The organism is Sinorhizobium garamanticum (genome assembly GCF_029892065.1).
Lineage (GTDB): Bacteria > Pseudomonadota > Alphaproteobacteria > Rhizobiales > Rhizobiaceae > Sinorhizobium > Sinorhizobium garamanticum.
Genome location: NZ_CP120374.1, coordinates 145496 through 162594, shown reverse-complemented (window position 1 = coordinate 162594; position 17099 = coordinate 145496). Strand labels below are relative to the sequence as shown.

The 17099-nt window shown below is 59.4% G+C and carries 15 protein-coding genes and 1 pseudogene; 12 read left to right on the top strand and 4 right to left on the bottom strand.

Annotated features, from left to right (window positions below; genetic code table 11):
- Positions 1–141: 141 nt before the first annotated feature.
- Complete coding sequence (locus PZN02_RS20715; RefSeq protein ID WP_280662556.1) at positions 142–363, top strand: hypothetical protein; 222 nt, start codon at positions 142–144, stop codon at positions 361–363.
- Positions 364–386: 23 nt separating this feature from the next.
- On the opposite strand, the gene PZN02_RS20710 is transcribed toward PZN02_RS20715, so the two are convergent.
- Together PZN02_RS20710 and PZN02_RS20705 are read right to left on the bottom strand one after the other, a co-directional pair.
- The gene (locus PZN02_RS20710; RefSeq protein ID WP_280662555.1) at positions 387–2186 is read right to left on the bottom strand and encodes a PAS domain-containing sensor histidine kinase; all 1800 of its coding nucleotides are present in this window, start codon (positions 2184–2186) and stop codon (positions 387–389) included.
- Between the two features lie 258 nt (positions 2187–2444).
- Positions 2445–3095: a response regulator transcription factor gene (locus tag PZN02_RS20705; RefSeq protein ID WP_280662554.1), complete on the bottom strand. Its 651-nt coding sequence runs from the start codon at positions 3093–3095 to the stop codon at positions 2445–2447.
- 497 nt (positions 3096–3592) lie between these two features.
- On the opposite strand from PZN02_RS20705, the gene PZN02_RS20700 reads away from it, so the two are divergent.
- From PZN02_RS20700 to PZN02_RS20660, 9 genes and pseudogenes are all read left to right on the top strand, one after another.
- Positions 3593–5152, top strand: a complete 1560-nt coding sequence (locus PZN02_RS20700) for an ABC transporter substrate-binding protein (protein ID WP_280662553.1) — start codon at positions 3593–3595, stop codon at positions 5150–5152.
- Positions 5153–5272: 120 nt separating this feature from the next.
- A complete protein-coding gene (locus PZN02_RS20695) occupies positions 5273–7072 on the top strand; it encodes an ATP-binding cassette domain-containing protein (protein ID WP_280662552.1) in 1800 nt (599 codons plus the stop codon).
- Positions 7073–7080: 8 nt separating this feature from the next.
- Complete coding sequence (locus PZN02_RS20690) at positions 7081–7923, top strand: ABC transporter permease (protein ID WP_280662551.1); 843 nt, start codon at positions 7081–7083, stop codon at positions 7921–7923.
- A complete protein-coding gene (locus tag PZN02_RS20685) occupies positions 7827–8915 on the top strand; it encodes an ABC transporter permease (protein WP_280662550.1) in 1089 nt (362 codons plus the stop codon). Before PZN02_RS20690 ends, PZN02_RS20685 begins: the two co-directional genes overlap by 97 nt.
- A 187-nt stretch (positions 8916–9102) precedes the next feature.
- The gene (locus PZN02_RS20680; protein WP_280662549.1) at positions 9103–9687 is read left to right on the top strand and encodes a helix-turn-helix domain-containing protein; all 585 of its coding nucleotides are present in this window, start codon (positions 9103–9105) and stop codon (positions 9685–9687) included.
- A 446-nt stretch (positions 9688–10133) separates the two neighbouring features.
- A pseudogene (locus PZN02_RS20675) lies at positions 10134–10378 on the top strand (hypothetical protein); the annotation flags it as partial.
- Positions 10379–10641: 263 nt separating this feature from the next.
- On the top strand, positions 10642–11301 hold the full coding sequence (locus tag PZN02_RS20670) for an NnrS family protein (RefSeq protein ID WP_280662548.1): 660 nt from the start codon (positions 10642–10644) through the stop codon (positions 11299–11301).
- A gap of 7 nt (positions 11302–11308) precedes the next feature.
- The gene (locus PZN02_RS20665) at positions 11309–11575 is read left to right on the top strand and encodes a DUF6522 family protein (RefSeq protein ID WP_280662547.1); all 267 of its coding nucleotides are present in this window, start codon (positions 11309–11311) and stop codon (positions 11573–11575) included.
- A 198-nt stretch (positions 11576–11773) separates the two neighbouring features.
- Entirely contained in the window at positions 11774–12211 is a 438-nt protein-coding gene (locus PZN02_RS20660; RefSeq protein WP_280662546.1) for a pseudoazurin, read from the top strand.
- A gap of 890 nt (positions 12212–13101) precedes the next feature.
- Here PZN02_RS20660 and PZN02_RS20655 read toward each other — a convergent pair.
- Positions 13102–14394 (bottom strand): carboxymuconolactone decarboxylase family protein, encoded by a 1293-nt coding sequence (locus tag PZN02_RS20655; RefSeq protein ID WP_280662545.1) that lies wholly within the window; start codon positions 14392–14394, stop codon positions 13102–13104.
- A 169-nt stretch (positions 14395–14563) separates the two neighbouring features.
- Between PZN02_RS20655 and PZN02_RS20650 the strand changes: the two genes are divergently transcribed.
- Positions 14564–15478 carry a LysR family transcriptional regulator gene (locus PZN02_RS20650; protein WP_280662544.1) on the top strand — a complete coding sequence of 305 codons (915 nt, stop codon included), beginning with the start codon at positions 14564–14566 and terminating at the stop codon, positions 15476–15478.
- Positions 15479–15517: 39 nt separating this feature from the next.
- On the opposite strand, the gene PZN02_RS20645 is transcribed toward PZN02_RS20650, so the two are convergent.
- Positions 15518–15964, bottom strand: coding sequence for a DUF2214 family protein (locus PZN02_RS20645; RefSeq protein ID WP_280662543.1), 447 nt, complete (start codon positions 15962–15964; stop codon positions 15518–15520).
- A 137-nt stretch (positions 15965–16101) separates the two neighbouring features.
- Between PZN02_RS20645 and PZN02_RS20640 the strand changes: the two genes are divergently transcribed.
- Positions 16102–16698, top strand: coding sequence for a TetR/AcrR family transcriptional regulator (locus tag PZN02_RS20640; protein ID WP_280662542.1), 597 nt, complete (start codon positions 16102–16104; stop codon positions 16696–16698).
- The last annotated feature ends 401 nt before the right edge of the window (positions 16699–17099 follow it).

Here is a 17099-nt window from a genome sequence, read left to right as displayed (position 1 = left end):
GTCGCCTACACTATGCGATCGCGTGAACCTATTCGAAAGTATAGACAAGACCTTCGTACAATAGATTTTTCTCCGAAATTGATTGATCCTTTCCATGGCATCCAACTATCCAGATGCGCTCAGTGGAAAGGAAATCGTGTCATGAGACACTTGTTTCTTATCACGCGGGTTCCGTCGAAGTTTCGCGAACTCGTCGCGTTTCTGTCCCTGGTCGCCGTGTTTTTCGTCGGCGCATGGGTTCTGCTCATAGCACCGAATGCCAGGGCGCATGATGCGCTGCCAACCGCCGCGCAACCACAAGCCCTTGCGAATGCTTGTGACCAGCAGATCACCGATGCACGCGTGCCCAGAATCCCGGGTTGACGTAAGCGAATGATTTATGTCGCTCAAACGGGCAGGCGCTCGGGCTCGTGGCCTGTTTGCACTTTGCTGGCGACCAACGTGCCGACGTCGATCGGTTCGCGGTCCCGCTCCGGCGATTGAACTGGCAGGCTGAAGGTGACTGTAGCCCCACGCCCAGGGGCACTCTCGGCCCAAACGCGGCCGCCATGCGCTTCGATGACCGAGCGGCAAATCGCCAAGCCCATGCCGATACCGTCTTTCTTTGTCGTGAAGAACGCTTCGAAGATCCTGTCAGAATCGTCGATTCCGTGGCCCCGATCGGAAACTGCCACTTCCAGCATCTCGGAATTGCGCAGGCGTGTCGCTATGCGAAGGATGCGGGCATGCACAGGGGTTTCCTGCATGGCTTCAATCGCATTTCTGACGAGATTGATAACAACCTGCTCGATCTGAACGCGGTCCGCCCCAACGCTTGGCAGAGCGGGATCGAGGTCGATTTCCAGCCTGATCTTACCCGCCTGAAGTTTGTCGGAGACCAGCTCGCATGTTTCATTGATGACCGTATTCAATTGGATCGGCTGTCGTGAATTCCCGGCCTGGGTAAATAGGGCCCGAATCCGATTAACGACGTCGGCCGCAGCATCGACGTCTCGAATAATCCACTCGGCGGTGCGGCTCGCTCGTTCAAAGTTCGGCGGGTTTGCCCGTAGCCACCGCTGAAATGCATTGGCGTTTGCGACGACCGCCTGCAGTGGTTGATTGAGTTCGTGCGCGATCGAGACCGACATCTCAGAAAGACTAGCCGCACGCAAGGCGCGAGCGAGCCTCTCGTCGGCGAGACGAGCGGCTTCCTGGGCCTGCATCTCATCGTGAATGTCGAGGCATACGCCATACCATTGAAGAATGCGGCCATCGGTGTCGCGGAGAGGCTCAGCCTTGCCGTCAATCCAACGATAGTTGCCATCAGCCCGTCGCAGCCGGTATTTCAGCATGAAGGGATCGCCGGATTTGAATGACTGGCTGAGAGCTGCCTGAAATGAGGGCTGATCGTCCGGATGGACGGCTTCGATGATCGTCGCAGCAAATTGGCTGGCGGTTCCAGTCGTCTCTCCACTCTGAGACATGCCGGTCCAGCGCAGCAATGGTTGATTGAGGTAGGACGGCTTTCCGTCAGGAGTTGCGCACCAAATGAGTGCCGGCACAGTATCGATGAGCTGGCGCAGTTGCTGTTCGCTCTCACGCAAAGCGGCTTCCGCCTTGCGCTGGTCATCGATATCGACGGTCGTGCCGTACCAGGCGGTGATGCGCCCATGCTCGTCTCGGGAAGCCACCGCGGAGTCGCGAAACCATCGGTAAGTGCCATCGTGGCGGCGGACCCGCTGTTCGTCGATCAATGGCTCGCCGGAACTCAGGCTGTGTTTCCACAGCGCAAGGCTCCGCTCGAGGTCATCGGGGTGTACAAATGGCTGCCACCAAGCGGTGTCACCAGCCTCCATGAGTTTTTTCATTTCCTCGACTGTCAGCCCGACAAATTCCAGCGCCTTCGGATTGACGAAACGCATCCGCCCATCGGGATAGCAAGACCAACCAAGACCGGGAATATCCTCCATGGTCGGCTGGGCGTTCCTGTAGACCTGCTCGTAGAAGCTGACGACCCTAAACAGCTGCACCACAAGCCATAGGCCGAATGCGCTGGCCACGAACACGGCGACACGGAGCCATCCGCCGGCGCCAATGGTATCGGAAGCCGTTTCAATCGCAGCTGCCGCAAAGCCAGCCATCACGATCGCCAACAGCCCTGCCTTCCAGCCGAAGCAAATGCAGGCGGCGGCAACCGCGATCAACAGGCCAGTCGGATCGGAAGAGAACCACGCCAAGAAAGCACCGGCCGCACTTATGGCCGCCGCCAAAGCCCGCCGTTTTGTCGATGACATTGCTTCGATCGAACCCCTCCGAGCCTTCAGGCCTTGATCAATGCGTGTAGGTCAATTCACCCTACCAGCCAGGCGATAGGGCTGAAAACCTATGCCTTGGGACAGAAAGCCTTGAGTGCTCGATCCGTTAACGGCTTTGGCGCCAGCCGCGAAGGCTTTTATGCCCCGTCACTCGTCACCGCGCCGCACGCTTTCAGGCAGGGACTGCCACGCCGTGAACAGCTGTGTAATGGAGTTTGCGTGCATCTTCTTCATCATGTTGCTTCGATGAAGTTTGACGGTAATTTCGCTGATGCCGAGTTCGAAGGCGATCTGCTTGTTCAAGGCGCCGCCGATGACCAGGCGCAAGACCTGCCGTTCGCGCTGCGTCAGCGTCTCGTAGTCGGTGGCATGCTTGCGCGCCGTGAGGGTTGCCTCCCGTCGCGCGATGTCGGTCGCGATGGCGTTAGAGACTGCGTCGAGGAAAGTCTGGTCGCGCACCGGCTTCGTCAGGAAGTCGACGGCACCGGCCTTCATCGCCTCCACGCTCATCGCGATGTCACCGTGACCCGTCAAGAACACGATCGGTGTCTCTATGCCGTTGGCCTGAAGGTGACGCTGCAGGTCGAGCCCGCTCAACCCAGGCATGCGTACGTCGAGCACGAAACAGCTGGGCCGATCCGGAAGTTTGGCCTCGAGAACTTCCCGAGCGGAAGAGAATGAAATCGTTTCGATCCCAACCGAGTTGAGAAGGTTGCTCATGGCCTCACGGACCTTGGCGTCATCATCAACCAGCATCGCGATCGGTTTGTCTCCCGATCCGGGAAATGATGCGTCCATGCCCTGCCCTTCAATTCAAGCTTCAACCAAGACCCCGCTCGATATGCGGTCTATCGCAGCCGCACCATGGTCCTCGCTCGGAAGACAACGCGGATGGTGATTCTCGGAAATTTGTTTGCAATATATAGTGAAAACGCAGGGGACTCGAACACGATTCTTGTCATGCACGGCGCAGAACGAGTCTCCATCGCGGCCTGATAACGCCGGATCGACGCTTTGCAGAACCGCCCGTGAGCACGACCAGGCCTCGCCGAGCCTTCCCTCAGGCGGATGACGCAGTGCACGGCCTATACCTTGGCCTGCGTTGTCACAGTCCGATTCTTCAATATTTTCTTGCCTTCGGCCGCTACGCTTGAGGCGCCATTCCTCGCTGGATAGGTTGCGCCGCGGACTGGGACACAGCACTGCCTGTCAAGCCAGTGGTCGCGTTTTGATAATGATCAAATTTCGGTGATGGCTGACATCGCCGATGGGAATAGGGCGTACGGGGACGCGGAATGCAAGCAAACCCTTCTGATGTTGTTGGCCGGGCGGCAAGGTTTCGCCTTGGCATTTTCCTGGTCGGGCCTCTTATGGCGCTGCTGGCTCTGGCGATGCCGGCCTATGCGGAAGAGATTCTGCGCATTCCATATGCCATCGACATTGGCACCTTCGATCCCGACAATGGTTTCGAGGTCGACGGGATAAGCGCAGTCAACAATGTCTATGAAGGCCTCGTCGAATATGCGCCAGGATCCACCCAAATCGTCGGTTTGCTTGCCAAGCGTTGGGAAATTTCCAATGACGGGCTCAGCTACACGTTTCATCTGGAGGATGGCGTCAAATTCCATGACGGCACAGCCTTGACCGCGCAAGCGGTGGTCGGCTCCCTCGAACGCCGCCGCGATGGCCGGCTCGTGCTCAGCTATATGCTCGGCAATGTCGCGGATATCAGCGCTCCCGATGACGCCACCGTAGTCGTACGACTGAAGCAGCCTCAACCGTCGTTCCTGGACGCGCTGGCGAGCGCCTGGGGGCCGAAGGTGATCAGTCCTCTGGCGCTTACCGAACATGACAAGTCAGATGGGGCTACGAACTGGCTCGGTGAACACGCCGTCGGTACCGGACCCTTCAAGCTCGCGGAATTCAAGCGCGGTGAGGGTTATGTCCTCGAACGCAATGCGGACTACTGGGGCAAGTCACCATACTTCGACAAGATCGAGATACCCGTAGTGCCGGATATTGGACAACAGATCCTCAAACTGAAAGCGGGTGAACTCGATGTCGTGCCGACCAACTTCCCGTTCGCGCAGTTGAACCACCTGCCGGCAGAGCTTGAGGTCACCGCCGCCCCGAGCATGACGCAATATGCCCTGTTCATTAAGCCCGGTTCGCCTCTCGACAATCCTGAAATTCGTCGTGCCGTCCTGAGCGCGATCAATCCTTCTTTTTGGGTCAAGGACGTATTCGGCCCCTACGCAGAGTTGTCGAAGTCAGCCTATCAGAACCTGATGCTCGACCCCGCCGATCGAATCGAGTTTCCGAGTGACATCGATGCTGCCAAGGCCGCGATCGCGAGACTTGGCGAAGTCAATCTCGTCATAGGTTTGCACAGCGCGAAGGCGACCTATGCCCGCATCTCCGACCGCCTGATCGTCCAGCTCGCGCTGATCGGCGTCAAAGCGACGGCCCATGTCCTGCCGCCGGGAGCCGCCTTTGCGTTGAAAGGCGACCCCAACGCACCGGACGCGTTGCTCACCATTTCCAGTCCAGACGCAGCCCATCCGGAGAACCAGGCTCGGGCTTTCTTCACCAAGGATGCACCGCTCAATTTTTATGGCAGGAGCCTGCCTGAAGCTGACGCCATTGTCGATGTCGCTGGCACAAAGACGGATGTTGCCGAGCGCAACGCCCTCTACGAAAAGGCCGGACGTCTTTATGTCGAATCCGGTCATCTCATTCCTCTGGTCGATGTAAAAGATGTCGTGGTTCACGCCAAAGGGTTGACTGATCTCGGGCAGCGCCCCGCCTTTCCACCCGGCAACATCGATTTTGCCACCGTGCGGTGGGCACGCTGAAGTAACGTTTGAATGGTCGAAGGCAATCAACGCGAGAGGCTCGGGACATGATCGGCGGTTTGAACCTTAGCAATTCGCAGCTGGGCTGGAACGCCATTGCGCTTCGGGAGGCGTGCTTCGTTGAGTTTCTATACGCCGGGCATCGAGATGGTTGATCCAGCCCTCACCGTTACCAAGCTCGGGGTCGTTCTTGCCAGGAACGGAGAGCGGCACCGTGTGCTCGACGAGATCAGCTTCGCGGTAACTCCGGGTGAAATACTGGCTGTTGTCGGTGAAAGCGGCGCGGGAAAGTCGACGCTCGGCGCCGCGATCCAGGGGCTCCTGCCGAACGATAGCGCGCCGGAAGTGAGCGGTTCGATCCAGCTCGCGGGCATGGAGATAGTCGACTCACCACCGCAGCTGTTGCGCTCAGCGCGACGTTCGCTCGTGCGTGCCGTCCCACAGGACCCGATGGGTGCACTCAATCCCACAATGACGATCCGCCGTCAGTTGCACGAATCGGCAGATGGGGACGAGGCGCTGATCCTTGATAGCCTGCGCCGCACCGGCTTGAGCGACGAGAGTCGCATCGCTGGCGCTTACCCTCATCGTCTGTCGGGCGGCGAGCGCCAACGGGTGCTGATCGCAATGGCGATGATGGCACGGCCGAAACTCCTGATAGCCGACGAGCCGACAACAGCTCTCGATGTCACGACACAAGCTCACTTGCTGCAAATCATTTGCAATCTCGCCCGAGAAGAGCAGATCGCGATCATCTACATCACCCACGACCTTAATGTCGCGGCGGCAGTGGCAGACCGCGTAATGGTGCTTTTCGGCGGGCGAATGGCAGAGATTGGCACGCTGCGCCAGGTCGCGAGAAGTCCGCAGCATCCTTACTCGGCCAGTCTCTTCGCCGCCCGCTACGATCTCAATACCGATCGTTCACGTCCGTTGCCGACCCAGCGGGCGGCATTCAGTCGCAACGAAACGAGCGATCATGGCTGCGGCTATGTCTTGCACTGCCAGATTGCCCGGACCGACTGTACCAGCATCCGACCCCGAGAGCGCCACGCTCGAGCACATTCTGGCCTGGTTGCATGCCATCGATCGGACGAGACGCCGCTGCCTATCCTTCCTGTCGCGGCATCGCGCGAGGCATGGGCGGGCGAAGAGGCCACGGACGGGCCGGTGGCGCTCGAGCTTGTGGACGTTCACAAGCACTTTCCTGCAGACAGGCAACGGGTCTGGGAAAGGCCGCGCCTGATACGCGCGCTCAGCGGAGTGAATCTATCGATCTCGCTTGGCCAATCAGTCGCTGTTGTTGGTGAAAGCGGCTCCGGAAAATCGACCCTGTTGACGATCGCCGCGGGACTGATGGCTGCCGACAGTGGGCGCGTCTCATGCCTCGACCCTCGGCCGCAGGTAATCTTTCAGGACCCCGTGTCGGCCCTGACACCGTGGCTGTCCATCGGCGACCAGATTGGTGAACGTCTGCGTCCACACGTCACCTCTGCAGCCGAGCGTCGGCGGAGGGTCGGTGAAGCCTTGCAGAGTGTAGGGCTCGATCCATCGCTGATGCATGTCCTGCCGTCGGAGCTCTCCGTCGGTCAGTGCCAACGCGCCGTCGTGGCCCGAGCCGTCGTCGTGCCACCCAAGCTGCTTCTATGCGACGAGCCGATCAGCGCTATGGACGTCCCGTTGGCGGCGGCAACTCTCAATCTTCTCAATGATCTTCGCCGGCGTCTTGGGCTCGCGATGCTGTTTGTAACCCATGATCTTGCCGCGGCAAGGATCATTGCCGACCGTATCGTTGTGTTAAACAAGGGGGCGGTCGTGGAGGAATTTGAAGCCGACATGTTGCAGTCCCCTTCCCGTAGCGCTGTCACACGCGCACTGATTGAGGCCTGTCCAAGCCTCGACGCGATGCTCGCTCGATGATCCATGGCATGAATGGACAGACAAACTCGCCAGCGCGCCTTTACGACGGTCTACGTATGGTTGGCTGGTCGGGTTGGGTTGGCATCGTCGGAGTCTTGCTGATTACGATCGTGGCCTTGTTGGCGACCTGGCTGACGCCCCATGATCCGTATGTGCGCATCGCAGAGGCTTATCTTCCTCCTTCAGGAACACATTGGTTCGGCACGGACGAGGTCGGTCGCGATCTGTTCGCGCGCGTGCTCGTCGGCGTGCAATCCACCTGGCTGGCGAGCCTTGCGGTGATCATTTTCAGCCTCGTGCTCGGTTCGCTCATCGGGGTTATTTCCGGCGCCATTGGCGGCAAGGTGGATTTCCTCGTTCAGCGTATCGTCGACCTGTTCCTGGTGCTGCCCAGCACCATGATTGCGCTTACGGTGGTCACTGTCTTGGGGCCGAGCCTCCTCAACAGCATCATCGCGCTCGCCATCTTCTGGTGGCCTTGGTACGCCCGTGTCTCACGGGACGAAATTCGGCGGCTTTATGCGCGGCCGCATTTGGAGGCGGCACGGGCCGCCGGTGTGCCCGGCCCTCGCCTGATGCTGCGTTACTTGCTTCCAGGAGCGGTCCCTTCTTTGACCATCGCGGCGACACTCGATGTCTCCAATATGGTCATGGCGCTATCGGTGATGTCGTTTCTCGGTCTCGGCCAGCCCGCACCATCGGCCGAACTCGGAGCCATGACAGCGCGCTCACTCGACAGTTTGACGGTTTTCTGGTGGATCCCGATGCTGCCTGCGGTCCCTCTCTTCTTCCTGTGCTTCTTCTCAAATCTCGCCGGCGATGGACTTCGCGCGGTGCTGAAGGGCACGTGAGCATGGCGTTTTATCTCGCGAAACGGGCGTGTGGTCTGGCCATTGTTCTCATGGTCATGAGCTTCATCGTCTTTTTGCTGCAAAGCGTCATCCCCTCTGACCCGGCACGCGCCATAGCAGGCCCCTACGCGCCGTCGTCGACGATCGAAACCGTGCGCGAGGAATTGGGCCTGAACGATCCGATTGCGGTGCAATACGGCCATTTTCTGATGCGTGTGAGCGCGGGAGACCTCGGGAAATCGGTTCGCACGCGCCAGCCGGTGGGTGACGACCTTCTGAGATACCTGCCCGCTACGCTGGAGCTCATTTTGGTGTCTACCATCCTGGCGATGGGACTGGCGTTTAGCCTGACACTGCTTCTATTGGGCGGCGCGCGGTCACGGGTCCTGCGCCATGTGTTTATTGCTCTGGGATCGACACCGATCATCTTATTGGCTGTGTTGTTGGCCTATGTCTTCTGGTTCCGTCTGGCTTGGTTGCCAGGAAGCGGTCGGCTTCAATTTCGCGACTTCGATGGAACGACGGGTTTCCATGTCCTGGATGGTCTTCTTGCCGGCCGGCCGGATGTCAGCGTCGACGCAATGGCACATCTGATCCTTCCTGCGACGGCCTTGGCGCTGCCGTTTGCGGTCGCGGTCGTTCGCAGCCTCGCAGGCGCCCTGCACGATGCGATGCGACAACCCTATATTCGAACGGCGCGAGGCAAGGGCCTGAGCGAGGCAGCCGTTGTGTTGCGTCATGGTCTCAGGAACGCAGCTTCCGCCCCGCTAGCGATGACGGGACTGCAGATAAGGCTGCTATTCGGTAACCTGCTGGTGGTTGAATCCGTGTTTGGTTGGCCCGGCCTCGGACTCTATATGACCCAATCCTTTGCAACTGCCGATCTGCCGGCGATACTCGGAGTCTCGATGGTTTTCGGGACGATCTACATTCTCGTCAGTATTGCGGTCGAAATCGCCCAATCGCTGACCGATCCGCGGATCGAACTGTAGACGCTAGGCTGGGCGGCCCCCAAAACTCTCGCTGTGACGACCACTCGGATCTGTGAAGCAAAGGTGACCTATACCGCCGTATAGGTCGACAGATACTACCATACGGTGGAACGGCGCCAGGATATTGAGGTCTAATCGTGTTTGCTCGGTGCCATATGGCTTATGGTGCCGCCGCGAATGGAGCACCATGGACCGCCTTATCCAGCCCAAAAACGTGAATGAAACATCGATGGATCGGCCGCTTGGGCACAAACCTGTCGCAATCGTGCCCGGCCGTGCCCGCGTATCGTCGTCAATCGAGCTCGAATCCGAACCCTTGCGTGACAACAGAGATGTTCTGGCCGGAGCCGACACCAGCCACCCGGTCGCTGGTATCTGCATCTATCCCGGTCAAGGCGACAGCGCGCTCAGCGACCGCCAGTTCGAGCGCGTCGTGGCTTATGTATTGCGCAACATGGATGGTCCGCTCAGGGTTCGTGAACTGGCTGGGCTGGCTAGGCTTAGCCCCAGCCACTTCACCCGCGCGTTCTCGGTGCGACTCGGAAAATCGCCCTACGCCTTCATCATGGAACAGAGAATGCACCACGCCCGCAATCTGATGCTGAACACTGGTCAGAAGCTCACCGAGATAGCCGGCAACTGTGGCTTGGCGGATCAAGCACATCTCACGCGTATGTTCAGGAAGTTCGAAGGCACGACCCCCGCGAGATGGCGACGCCTTCGCCGGTCGGATTCGAAAGGGGATTGTCAGACGGTACCAACGCCGGGCTAACGGCGCAGTCGGTGACCTTCATTCGTCGGAAAAACCGGCGACGCTGAATAGGCGCTCCAGCATCCATGGATTTTCTCTGCGGGACCAGTTCGCCCCATGCCGAACGGACAGCGTTCCTGAGCAGTTGAGCGCGAGCCGACGTATTTCGACGCTGAGAGTGGCCCCCATTGAGGCACTATACTTGTGTACACTGACGACGGGCCTAGAGAGATAGTATCTTTATCACATTATCACTTGCCGCCGCTCCCAGCAGGCGATGGTGCCTCGGTCCTCCCTCCGCTGTGGCACGACAAACAAGCCTGATCCGCGTGCCTGGGGCCGTCTGATTCCGCCGCAGACGGCCCCATTTTTGCTCCTTGCCGAAACACGCGATGCGTGGCGTCGGCGGCATGTGCGTCGCACACAAGGTGTCAATGCTTGGACAGAGCGCGCACGAAGTCACCGGCGCGCTCGCGATGGAACCGCTCGGAGAGGTCGCGGCATGGCGTCCGCCATCTTCGGCGCCATCCAGACAGTTGGCGGAGCGATCCTCGGCTGGGCGGTGGCGCAAGCCTTCGACGGAACATTGACGCCGGTGATCACGAGCCTCTGCATCTTCGGTACCTGCGTGCTCAGCTGCTTCCTGGTCGCCGAGAAGGGTCGGCTGTTTGGCAACGGCAGGGCGCAGATTGCACCTGCGGCGGACGCCTGATCCACCCGAGAGTAGGTTTCCCATTTGTTAACCAAATTTGCTCATTGTCCGTGGCTCGACCCCAAGGAGCCTCGGAGCACATGATGAGCTACGATTGGAGCGGCGAACGGACACGCCGAACGAGGATGCTGAGGATCAGTGGATTGGTCCTGATAACCGCGGCGATCATTGCCGTTGTGGCGACTCTGTCCATCTAGCAGCCGGTCGCTCGAACTTCGGCCGTTGCGAGCGAGCTTAAGCATCAAAGCAACCGCCGACGCGGGATGTCTTCATTTATCGCGGGCCAGGCGATGCACGAGACCACGCCTGCCGCGTTCCATTACGACTGCATGGTTCCAACTGAGAACAGGCTGCTGATGTTTTCGGGCGGTCTGCTGGGGCTGCAAATGAAGGGATGGCAAAGCGTTAGCACCCATCGTTATCCTGCCTTGTTCATGCTGCATCTTGCTTTTGCCTGGACACCGGCGGGTCTCGTTTTGACCGGTCTTGCGATTGTCTTTCCCGACCAGATTGCGCCTGCCGCCGCCCTGCATGCGCTGACCATGGGTGCCATGGGAACGATGATGGCCGCCGTGATGACGCGCTCGGCCATGAGACGAGATGGCGAGGCTCTGGTCGCCAATGGGGCTATGGCGTGTGCATTCGGCCTCGTGTCCCTTTCTGCGCTGTTGCGCGTTCCTCCCGGGCTACCGGTCGAAGCGCATTTCGACGCCGTGGTTGCGGCTGCGATCTGCTGGATGGCGGCTTGGACGCTCGTCCTGGTCGTCTACATACCAGCCCTGGTGGGTCCTGTTCCGCGGCCGGTATTCAGCGCAGCAATCGGCGACCGCGGATCGCGCCATTCGATGCACGCACAATTTGCCACTCCGGTCGAAATCGACGGCGCAGCGAACGAATTTATAGCAACGACTGAATCGCGGTAGAAAGCCAATGCACATCGAACGCAATCAAACCGGAGACTACATATTGGAATCCAGCGAGATCGCAGGTCGGTTCGGACTATCGAGCGATGAGTTCCGCAAGCACATGAGACGAGGCTCGGTGATGAGCTTGGTCGAGCGCGGCGAGGCCGAGGATGCCGGCACGTGCCGCCTCAGCGTAAAGCTTGGAAACCGGGTGTGGCGTGCTGTCCTGGACGGCCAGGGTCGGGTCGCGAGCGAAGAAATGACCATTCTTCGCAAACGCGTGCGGCCCTGACACTACAGCGCCGCGCGTCTTATCAGGCGCGCAAAGGACCCTGTAGCAATTTGAAATATCAGTAGACGGCAGCCAAAGGTTGCATCGTTCTGACGGGAGCCAAATTTGCGTTAAGTCAAAGAACGAACGGACCACACGGCTTAGTCATCGTCCTTGCAAGGCGCCCATGCGGGGTGTCTTCCAGCAAGGAGAATTGCAATGCGTTCCATGACCAAGTTTCTCGTCGGTGCAGCGTTCCTCGGTGTCCTAAGCGTTCCCGCTTTTGCCGCAGACCATGAGATCAAGATGCTCAACAAAGGCACGGACGGCGTGATGGTCTTCGAACCATCGGTGGTCAAGGCCAACCCCGGAGATACCGTGACTTTTGTGCCTGTCGACAAGGGCCACAATGTTGAAACGGTCAAGGACATGATCCCGCAGGGTGCCGAACCGTTCAAAGGGAAGATAAACGAAAAACTTAAAGTCACCCTGTCCCAGCAAGGCATCTATGTGGTCAAGTGCACGCCTCACTTTAGCATGGGCATGGTTGCCGTCGTTGTAGTCGGTGACACGCCAGCCAATGTCGAGCAAGTCAAGGCGGCAAAGTTCCCGAACAAGGCGCGTGAACGTATCGACGCCGCGCTCAGCAAGCTTTGAGCCTCATAAAGTTTGCGACTCACGACGAAGCAAGGATGTCGCCATGATTGCAGGGTTGGGCGCGGGGATCAGGCGGCATCGGCGGCCAGTGCCCCGCTGCCCAGCCATGCCCGTCTGGAAGGTCGCGAGTTGATCGCGCAGCTTGCCGGCTGATCAGCTGCACGTGCCGCTCGATCCCGGAAGCGCCTCCCCGGTCTTGTCTACCAGGGCGACGCCGGCCGAAACATCGTTCGTCGCTTGGTCTATCAACGCCTTGATCTCCCGCCCCGCGGCGGCTGCGTAGCGTTTTCCGTCCGGAATTGGGTGATCTCAAAGCGTTAGCTCATTCACGAAAGATGCCCTTATAAGATGCCCTTATAATAGGAGCCGTTAATAGGAGCCGTTTCTTGGCGGGGGATGGTTTACACCGCTTGCCCTGGGGTCGAACGTTCCGCTCCTGGCCCCCGCATTGGGCGTTATCGATGCAGTGTCAGGGTTCTCTGATACGCAGCCTACGCTGCCGACGCTGATTGCCACCGCCGTCAGCGAGAGAATAACAAACTTACACATGTCTACTTCCTCGGTTGAAGCTCGCCCGTACTTCGAATGCAAATCGGGCCGGAAGCCAGGATCATCCGCTCCTCGTCCTGAGAACTGGGCTAGTCTGCGGTCGCGCCCCGGCTACTGCAAAGTCGAGGAACTGCCTCGGACCGTTATCGTCAATCGGAAGATCCGCGACGCGAAGGATGTCCGGCACTACGGGTTCGGGCGCCTCTGCCGGACCGACTGCGGCGCCAAATGCTTTGAAGCGAACCCACGCCAATCCGTCGAGGATGGCCTGTGCCGTAGAGCAACACGTCAAGTTTCGGCGTAAAGTGTAACGGCTGTGTGACACCCCACCGGCTTGTTTTCTACTGCTCTGAAAAGACCTCGCTCGCCGCCGCCATCGCTGACTGAACGCGGCTGAAGCCAGCATAGGGCAGCATGTGGAGGATGGCCTCGGTCACTTCTTGCTTTGTTGCCCCGGTATTCAACGCGCCTGCGACGTGAACCTTGAGCGGTGTTTCATCCGCTTTTGTGCCACGCGCCGTAAGTGCGGCGACTGTAGCCAGTTCGCGCGATTTGAGATCGAGCCCAGACCGGGAGAATACGTCTCCGTAGGAGAACTCAAGGATATAGCGGCCGAGATCAGGGGCGATGTCATGGAACGCGTTGACCACTGCCTCGCCCGAAGCCTGGCTGATCTCGCCCATCGCTGTGACACCCCGATTGAACCGAACGTCGTCTGTCTCTGTCTGTGCCCGCTGTGTGGCAATTGCCTCGCCGGAACTTGACGGTGCGGCCAGGCCGCCCGGCCTTTCCGCTTCTGCAAATGCAGCCAGCGAGGGCTCCACCGCCGTCAGTGCCTGCGGCCAACCGATGTAGACCGGCATCTGAATCAGCAACTCGGTGATCTCGGCGCGCGTCCAGCCTGTGCGCAGACATGCCTCGACGTGGAAGCGAACCGAACTGTCAGGGTTGCCGATAGCTATCACCATGGCGAGTGTCGCCAATTCGCGATCCTTGAGCGCGAGCCCCGGCCGATTCCAGATTTCGCCGTGCGCAAACTCTACCGTCAGCCGATCAAGATCGGGCGAGGGGCCACTTCCGTCGATCACACGGCGGGCAAAGGTGCCGGCGTCATCGCCGCCAGTCTTGAGCAACTGTTGAACGCCGAGCGCCCAGTCATCGCCGTCCGGCCGCCCGCTGTCAGTTCCAACCGTCACGCCGCGCTCGGCAAACACTTCGCGCGCGACGAGCATGGCGTCCTGGGCGAAAGGAAAGCCGCCGTAAACGACGCTATGGAGCAGGGTCTCGACTATCTCGCGTGGACTCCAGCCGGTTTCCAGCATCCCGGCGATGTGAAAGCGAAGGGCGGGGCGCGCTGTGCCGAGTACGGTGATCACGGCGACATTGATGAGTTCGCGGTTTTTCTGGGACAGGCCGGGGCGCGCCATAACGTCCCCATAGGCGTCTTCGATGAGGAGCCGGGAAAGATCCGGCGAAAGCGGATCCAGGGTCCGACTGAAGTCTGCCCCACCGACGGCCCCGAGCGCTTCAAGGCCTCTTGCGCGGCGATCGCCGCCTGGTGCGCCGGTCGGTTGGGCAGCCGCAGAGTTGCCAAGAGCGGCCGCGGTCACCAGTCCTACGGATGTTTTGAGCATTGTTCGTCTATCCCGATCTGTTGTGCCGCCACTGTCAGGCCCGGCACCTTTCCACGCTTTAACCATCGTTTTGAGGATCCCTAGTTTGCTTGGTCAGGGGTGACAAAGGATGGGACCAATGATTGCGGAGGACTTGTAATGAATCCAATGAATAATTAGCATCATCGCCATGAAGGCTGTTAATATTGCTAGGATCGACCTCAACCTCTTGGTGGTGTTCGACGCACTGGTGGCGGAAGGGCATGCCACGCGCGCCGCTGAGCGAATCGGACTCACTCAGCCAGCGGTCAGTCACGCGCTCAATCGCTTGCGCACCCTGTTCGGAGATCCGCTGTTCGTTCGCTCTCCGCGTGGAATGGTGCCGACGCCGGCTGCACTGGACGCCGCTCCGGCTATCCGGTCGATCCTCGAGCAGGTCGAAGGTGTGTTGCGCGGCAGCCGGACTTTCGCGCCGGAAGAGAGCAGACGACAGTTCGTGCTTGGCCTATCCGACTATGCGGCCTACGTGCTCTTGCCTCGGCTCATGGCACGCACAGAACGCGAAGCGCCGAACATATCGCTCGTGATCCGCAACACCAGCCACGGTGTCGGCCTGCAGATGCTGGAAGAAGGATCAGTCGAACTCATCGCCGGCAATTTTCCCGGGCCGCCTTCGCACATATGTGAGGAACTGCTTTACGAGGAGGATTTTGTCTGTGCCGGCCGCGGCGATCATCCCGCCCTTGCAGATCCCCTCGATCTCGACCGCTACCTGTCACTGCGGCATCTTCAGGTATCGACGAGAGGCAATCCGCATGGTTATGTCGATGCCGTGCTGGCGGAGCGCGGCTTAAAGAGAAAAGTCGCCGTCACCGTTGGGCACTTCCTGATGGCTCCGTTTCTGGTCGGCTCGTCCGACCTCGTGGCAACTGAACCGCGCCGCCTTTTCGGGCCAGTCGTCAGTAGGCTGCCGCTTCGCTTCTTCCCGCCCCCCATCGATATTCCGCCGTTTCGGGTTGTTCAGGCTTGGCACACTCGTCATGACGCAGATCCCGGCCACCAGTGGCTTCGACGCGTGGTTCGCGAGATCTCGCAACAGACATGACGCTTCCTATTCCGCAAATCTATTTTCCAAATGAACCTCTCAGTAGCCGTAGCGAGCCATCGTGGCAGCGAGGACCGGAATAAGCGTGAAAACGCCAATCTGCGCCAGAATGTAGCCGCGCACCTTGGCAACGTCGTCGGGCAGCAGGCTGAACGCGTCTCCGTCCGCATTCTTTCGCCACGTGCGGATTTGCAGTGTAGGCCTGATGGAGAGGAGCCCGACCACCACAAAGGCCAGCATCTTCAGCCAGAACGCCCAATTGTAAACATAGGCTTCCCATCCCTTGAGGCCGAAGAGGACGCGAGCGATCCCGATGAGGAGCACAAGGATGGCGGTCGCGCCGTAATACGCATCGATACGGGAGAGCAGTTTCGCGCCTCCGCCAGACATATCCGGCCGCACAATCACCGCTTCGATCGCGATTATCGCCGCCAGCAAGAAGACCAGGAGGTGGTGGGCACTAGCGAGAACAAGATCCGTGAACATCTGGGACTCCCCGCCCGTCTGACAAAAGGCCGCGGTCGGACATGGTAGCCCTGACCTTGACTTTCGTGTGGGCACGTTGATCTTAACGACGTTAAGATAACGGCGTTCTTAACAGTGTCAAGATTGCGGTCAGACGAATGAACTCGAAAACACAAGCACGCGGATATCACCACGGTGATCTACGAACCGCGCTGATCGAGGCAGGATTAGCGCTGCTCGAGCGCGAAGGCCCAGCAGGCGTAAGTTTACGCGCCGTGACGCGCCAGGCCGGTGTTAGCCAGGCTGCCCCTTACGCGCACTTCGCCGGGAAGCGCGAACTGATGTCGGCCATTGCCACGGTGGGATTTTCGAGGCTGCGAGATCTGATCGCGCCACTTGCATCCGATCCCGCGCGCAGCATCGGCGATCTTGGCGTTGCCTACATCGAATTCGCAAAAGCGAACCCTGGGCTTTACACGCTGATGTTCGGATCCGGCGAGCACATCGACAGCCGGGACGCGCACCTGTCTCACGCCAGTCGCCAAGCTTTTGAGCTTCTTGCCACGAAAGCGGGTCGGAAAGGTTCGAGTGCGGTTGACGATCCGGGTCCGATTGCCGCTTGGTCTTTGGTGCATGGGCTCGTGATGCTTCTGATGAACGAGAAGATCGCGCCAGAAATGAACGAACGTCTACCTGAAATCCTTCGGCTGCTCGAGCCGGGGATAGCCGAACACACCCACAAAGGAGGAGTGTAGCGAATCTCCACGGATGTTGTGCTTTGGAAACAGATCGTGGGCAGCAACGACAATGCGGTCACGCGGGGAATGGACGTGATTGGCTGCAGATCAGTTGTCATCAGGGTCGGCCGGCCTATTTCGGTATGCATGGCTGACCCTTGACGCTGTGTTACTGATCGGTCGTGGGAGATCAAGGAGCAGCCGATTTTCTCGACCGCTTCCGTGAGTGCTGACCGCACAAAAAAAAATCTGGCACAATGTCACAATGTCGGTTGGCACGATCGTCAAACGTCTAAGTAACGGCGGTGCAGATCGCAATTTGCTGGTGTTGGAGCCTTACGATGCGCAAGCTGGATGGGCCGACGGCGGGAAAGCCTCTTATTAACCGGGTAGACCGCGTGTCGGTGGCCGCGGAGAAG

Bases quoted from the DNA above. Each gene is read 5' to 3' on its own strand.
- PZN02_RS20715 (WP_280662556.1), top strand. From the start codon at position 142: ATGAGACACTTGTTTCTTATCACGCGGGTTCCGTCGAAGTTTCGCGAA.
- PZN02_RS20705 (WP_280662554.1), bottom strand. From the start codon at position 3,095: ATGGACGCATCATTTCCCGGATCGGGAGACAAACCGATCGCGATGCTG.
- PZN02_RS20700 (WP_280662553.1), top strand. From the start codon at position 3,593: ATGCAAGCAAACCCTTCTGATGTTGTTGGCCGGGCGGCAAGGTTTCGC.
- PZN02_RS20690 (WP_280662551.1), top strand. From the start codon at position 7,081: ATGAATGGACAGACAAACTCGCCAGCGCGCCTTTACGACGGTCTACGT.
- PZN02_RS20680 (WP_280662549.1), top strand. From the start codon at position 9,103: ATGGACCGCCTTATCCAGCCCAAAAACGTGAATGAAACATCGATGGAT.
- PZN02_RS20670 (WP_280662548.1), top strand. From the start codon at position 10,642: ATGTCTTCATTTATCGCGGGCCAGGCGATGCACGAGACCACGCCTGCC.
- PZN02_RS20665 (WP_280662547.1), top strand. From the start codon at position 11,309: ATGCACATCGAACGCAATCAAACCGGAGACTACATATTGGAATCCAGC.
- PZN02_RS20660 (WP_280662546.1), top strand. From the start codon at position 11,774: ATGCGTTCCATGACCAAGTTTCTCGTCGGTGCAGCGTTCCTCGGTGTC.
- PZN02_RS20655 (WP_280662545.1), bottom strand. From the start codon at position 14,394: ATGCTCAAAACATCCGTAGGACTGGTGACCGCGGCCGCTCTTGGCAAC.
- PZN02_RS20650 (WP_280662544.1), top strand. From the start codon at position 14,564: ATGAAGGCTGTTAATATTGCTAGGATCGACCTCAACCTCTTGGTGGTG.
- PZN02_RS20645 (WP_280662543.1), bottom strand. From the start codon at position 15,964: ATGTTCACGGATCTTGTTCTCGCTAGTGCCCACCACCTCCTGGTCTTC.
- PZN02_RS20640 (WP_280662542.1), top strand. From the start codon at position 16,102: ATGAACTCGAAAACACAAGCACGCGGATATCACCACGGTGATCTACGA.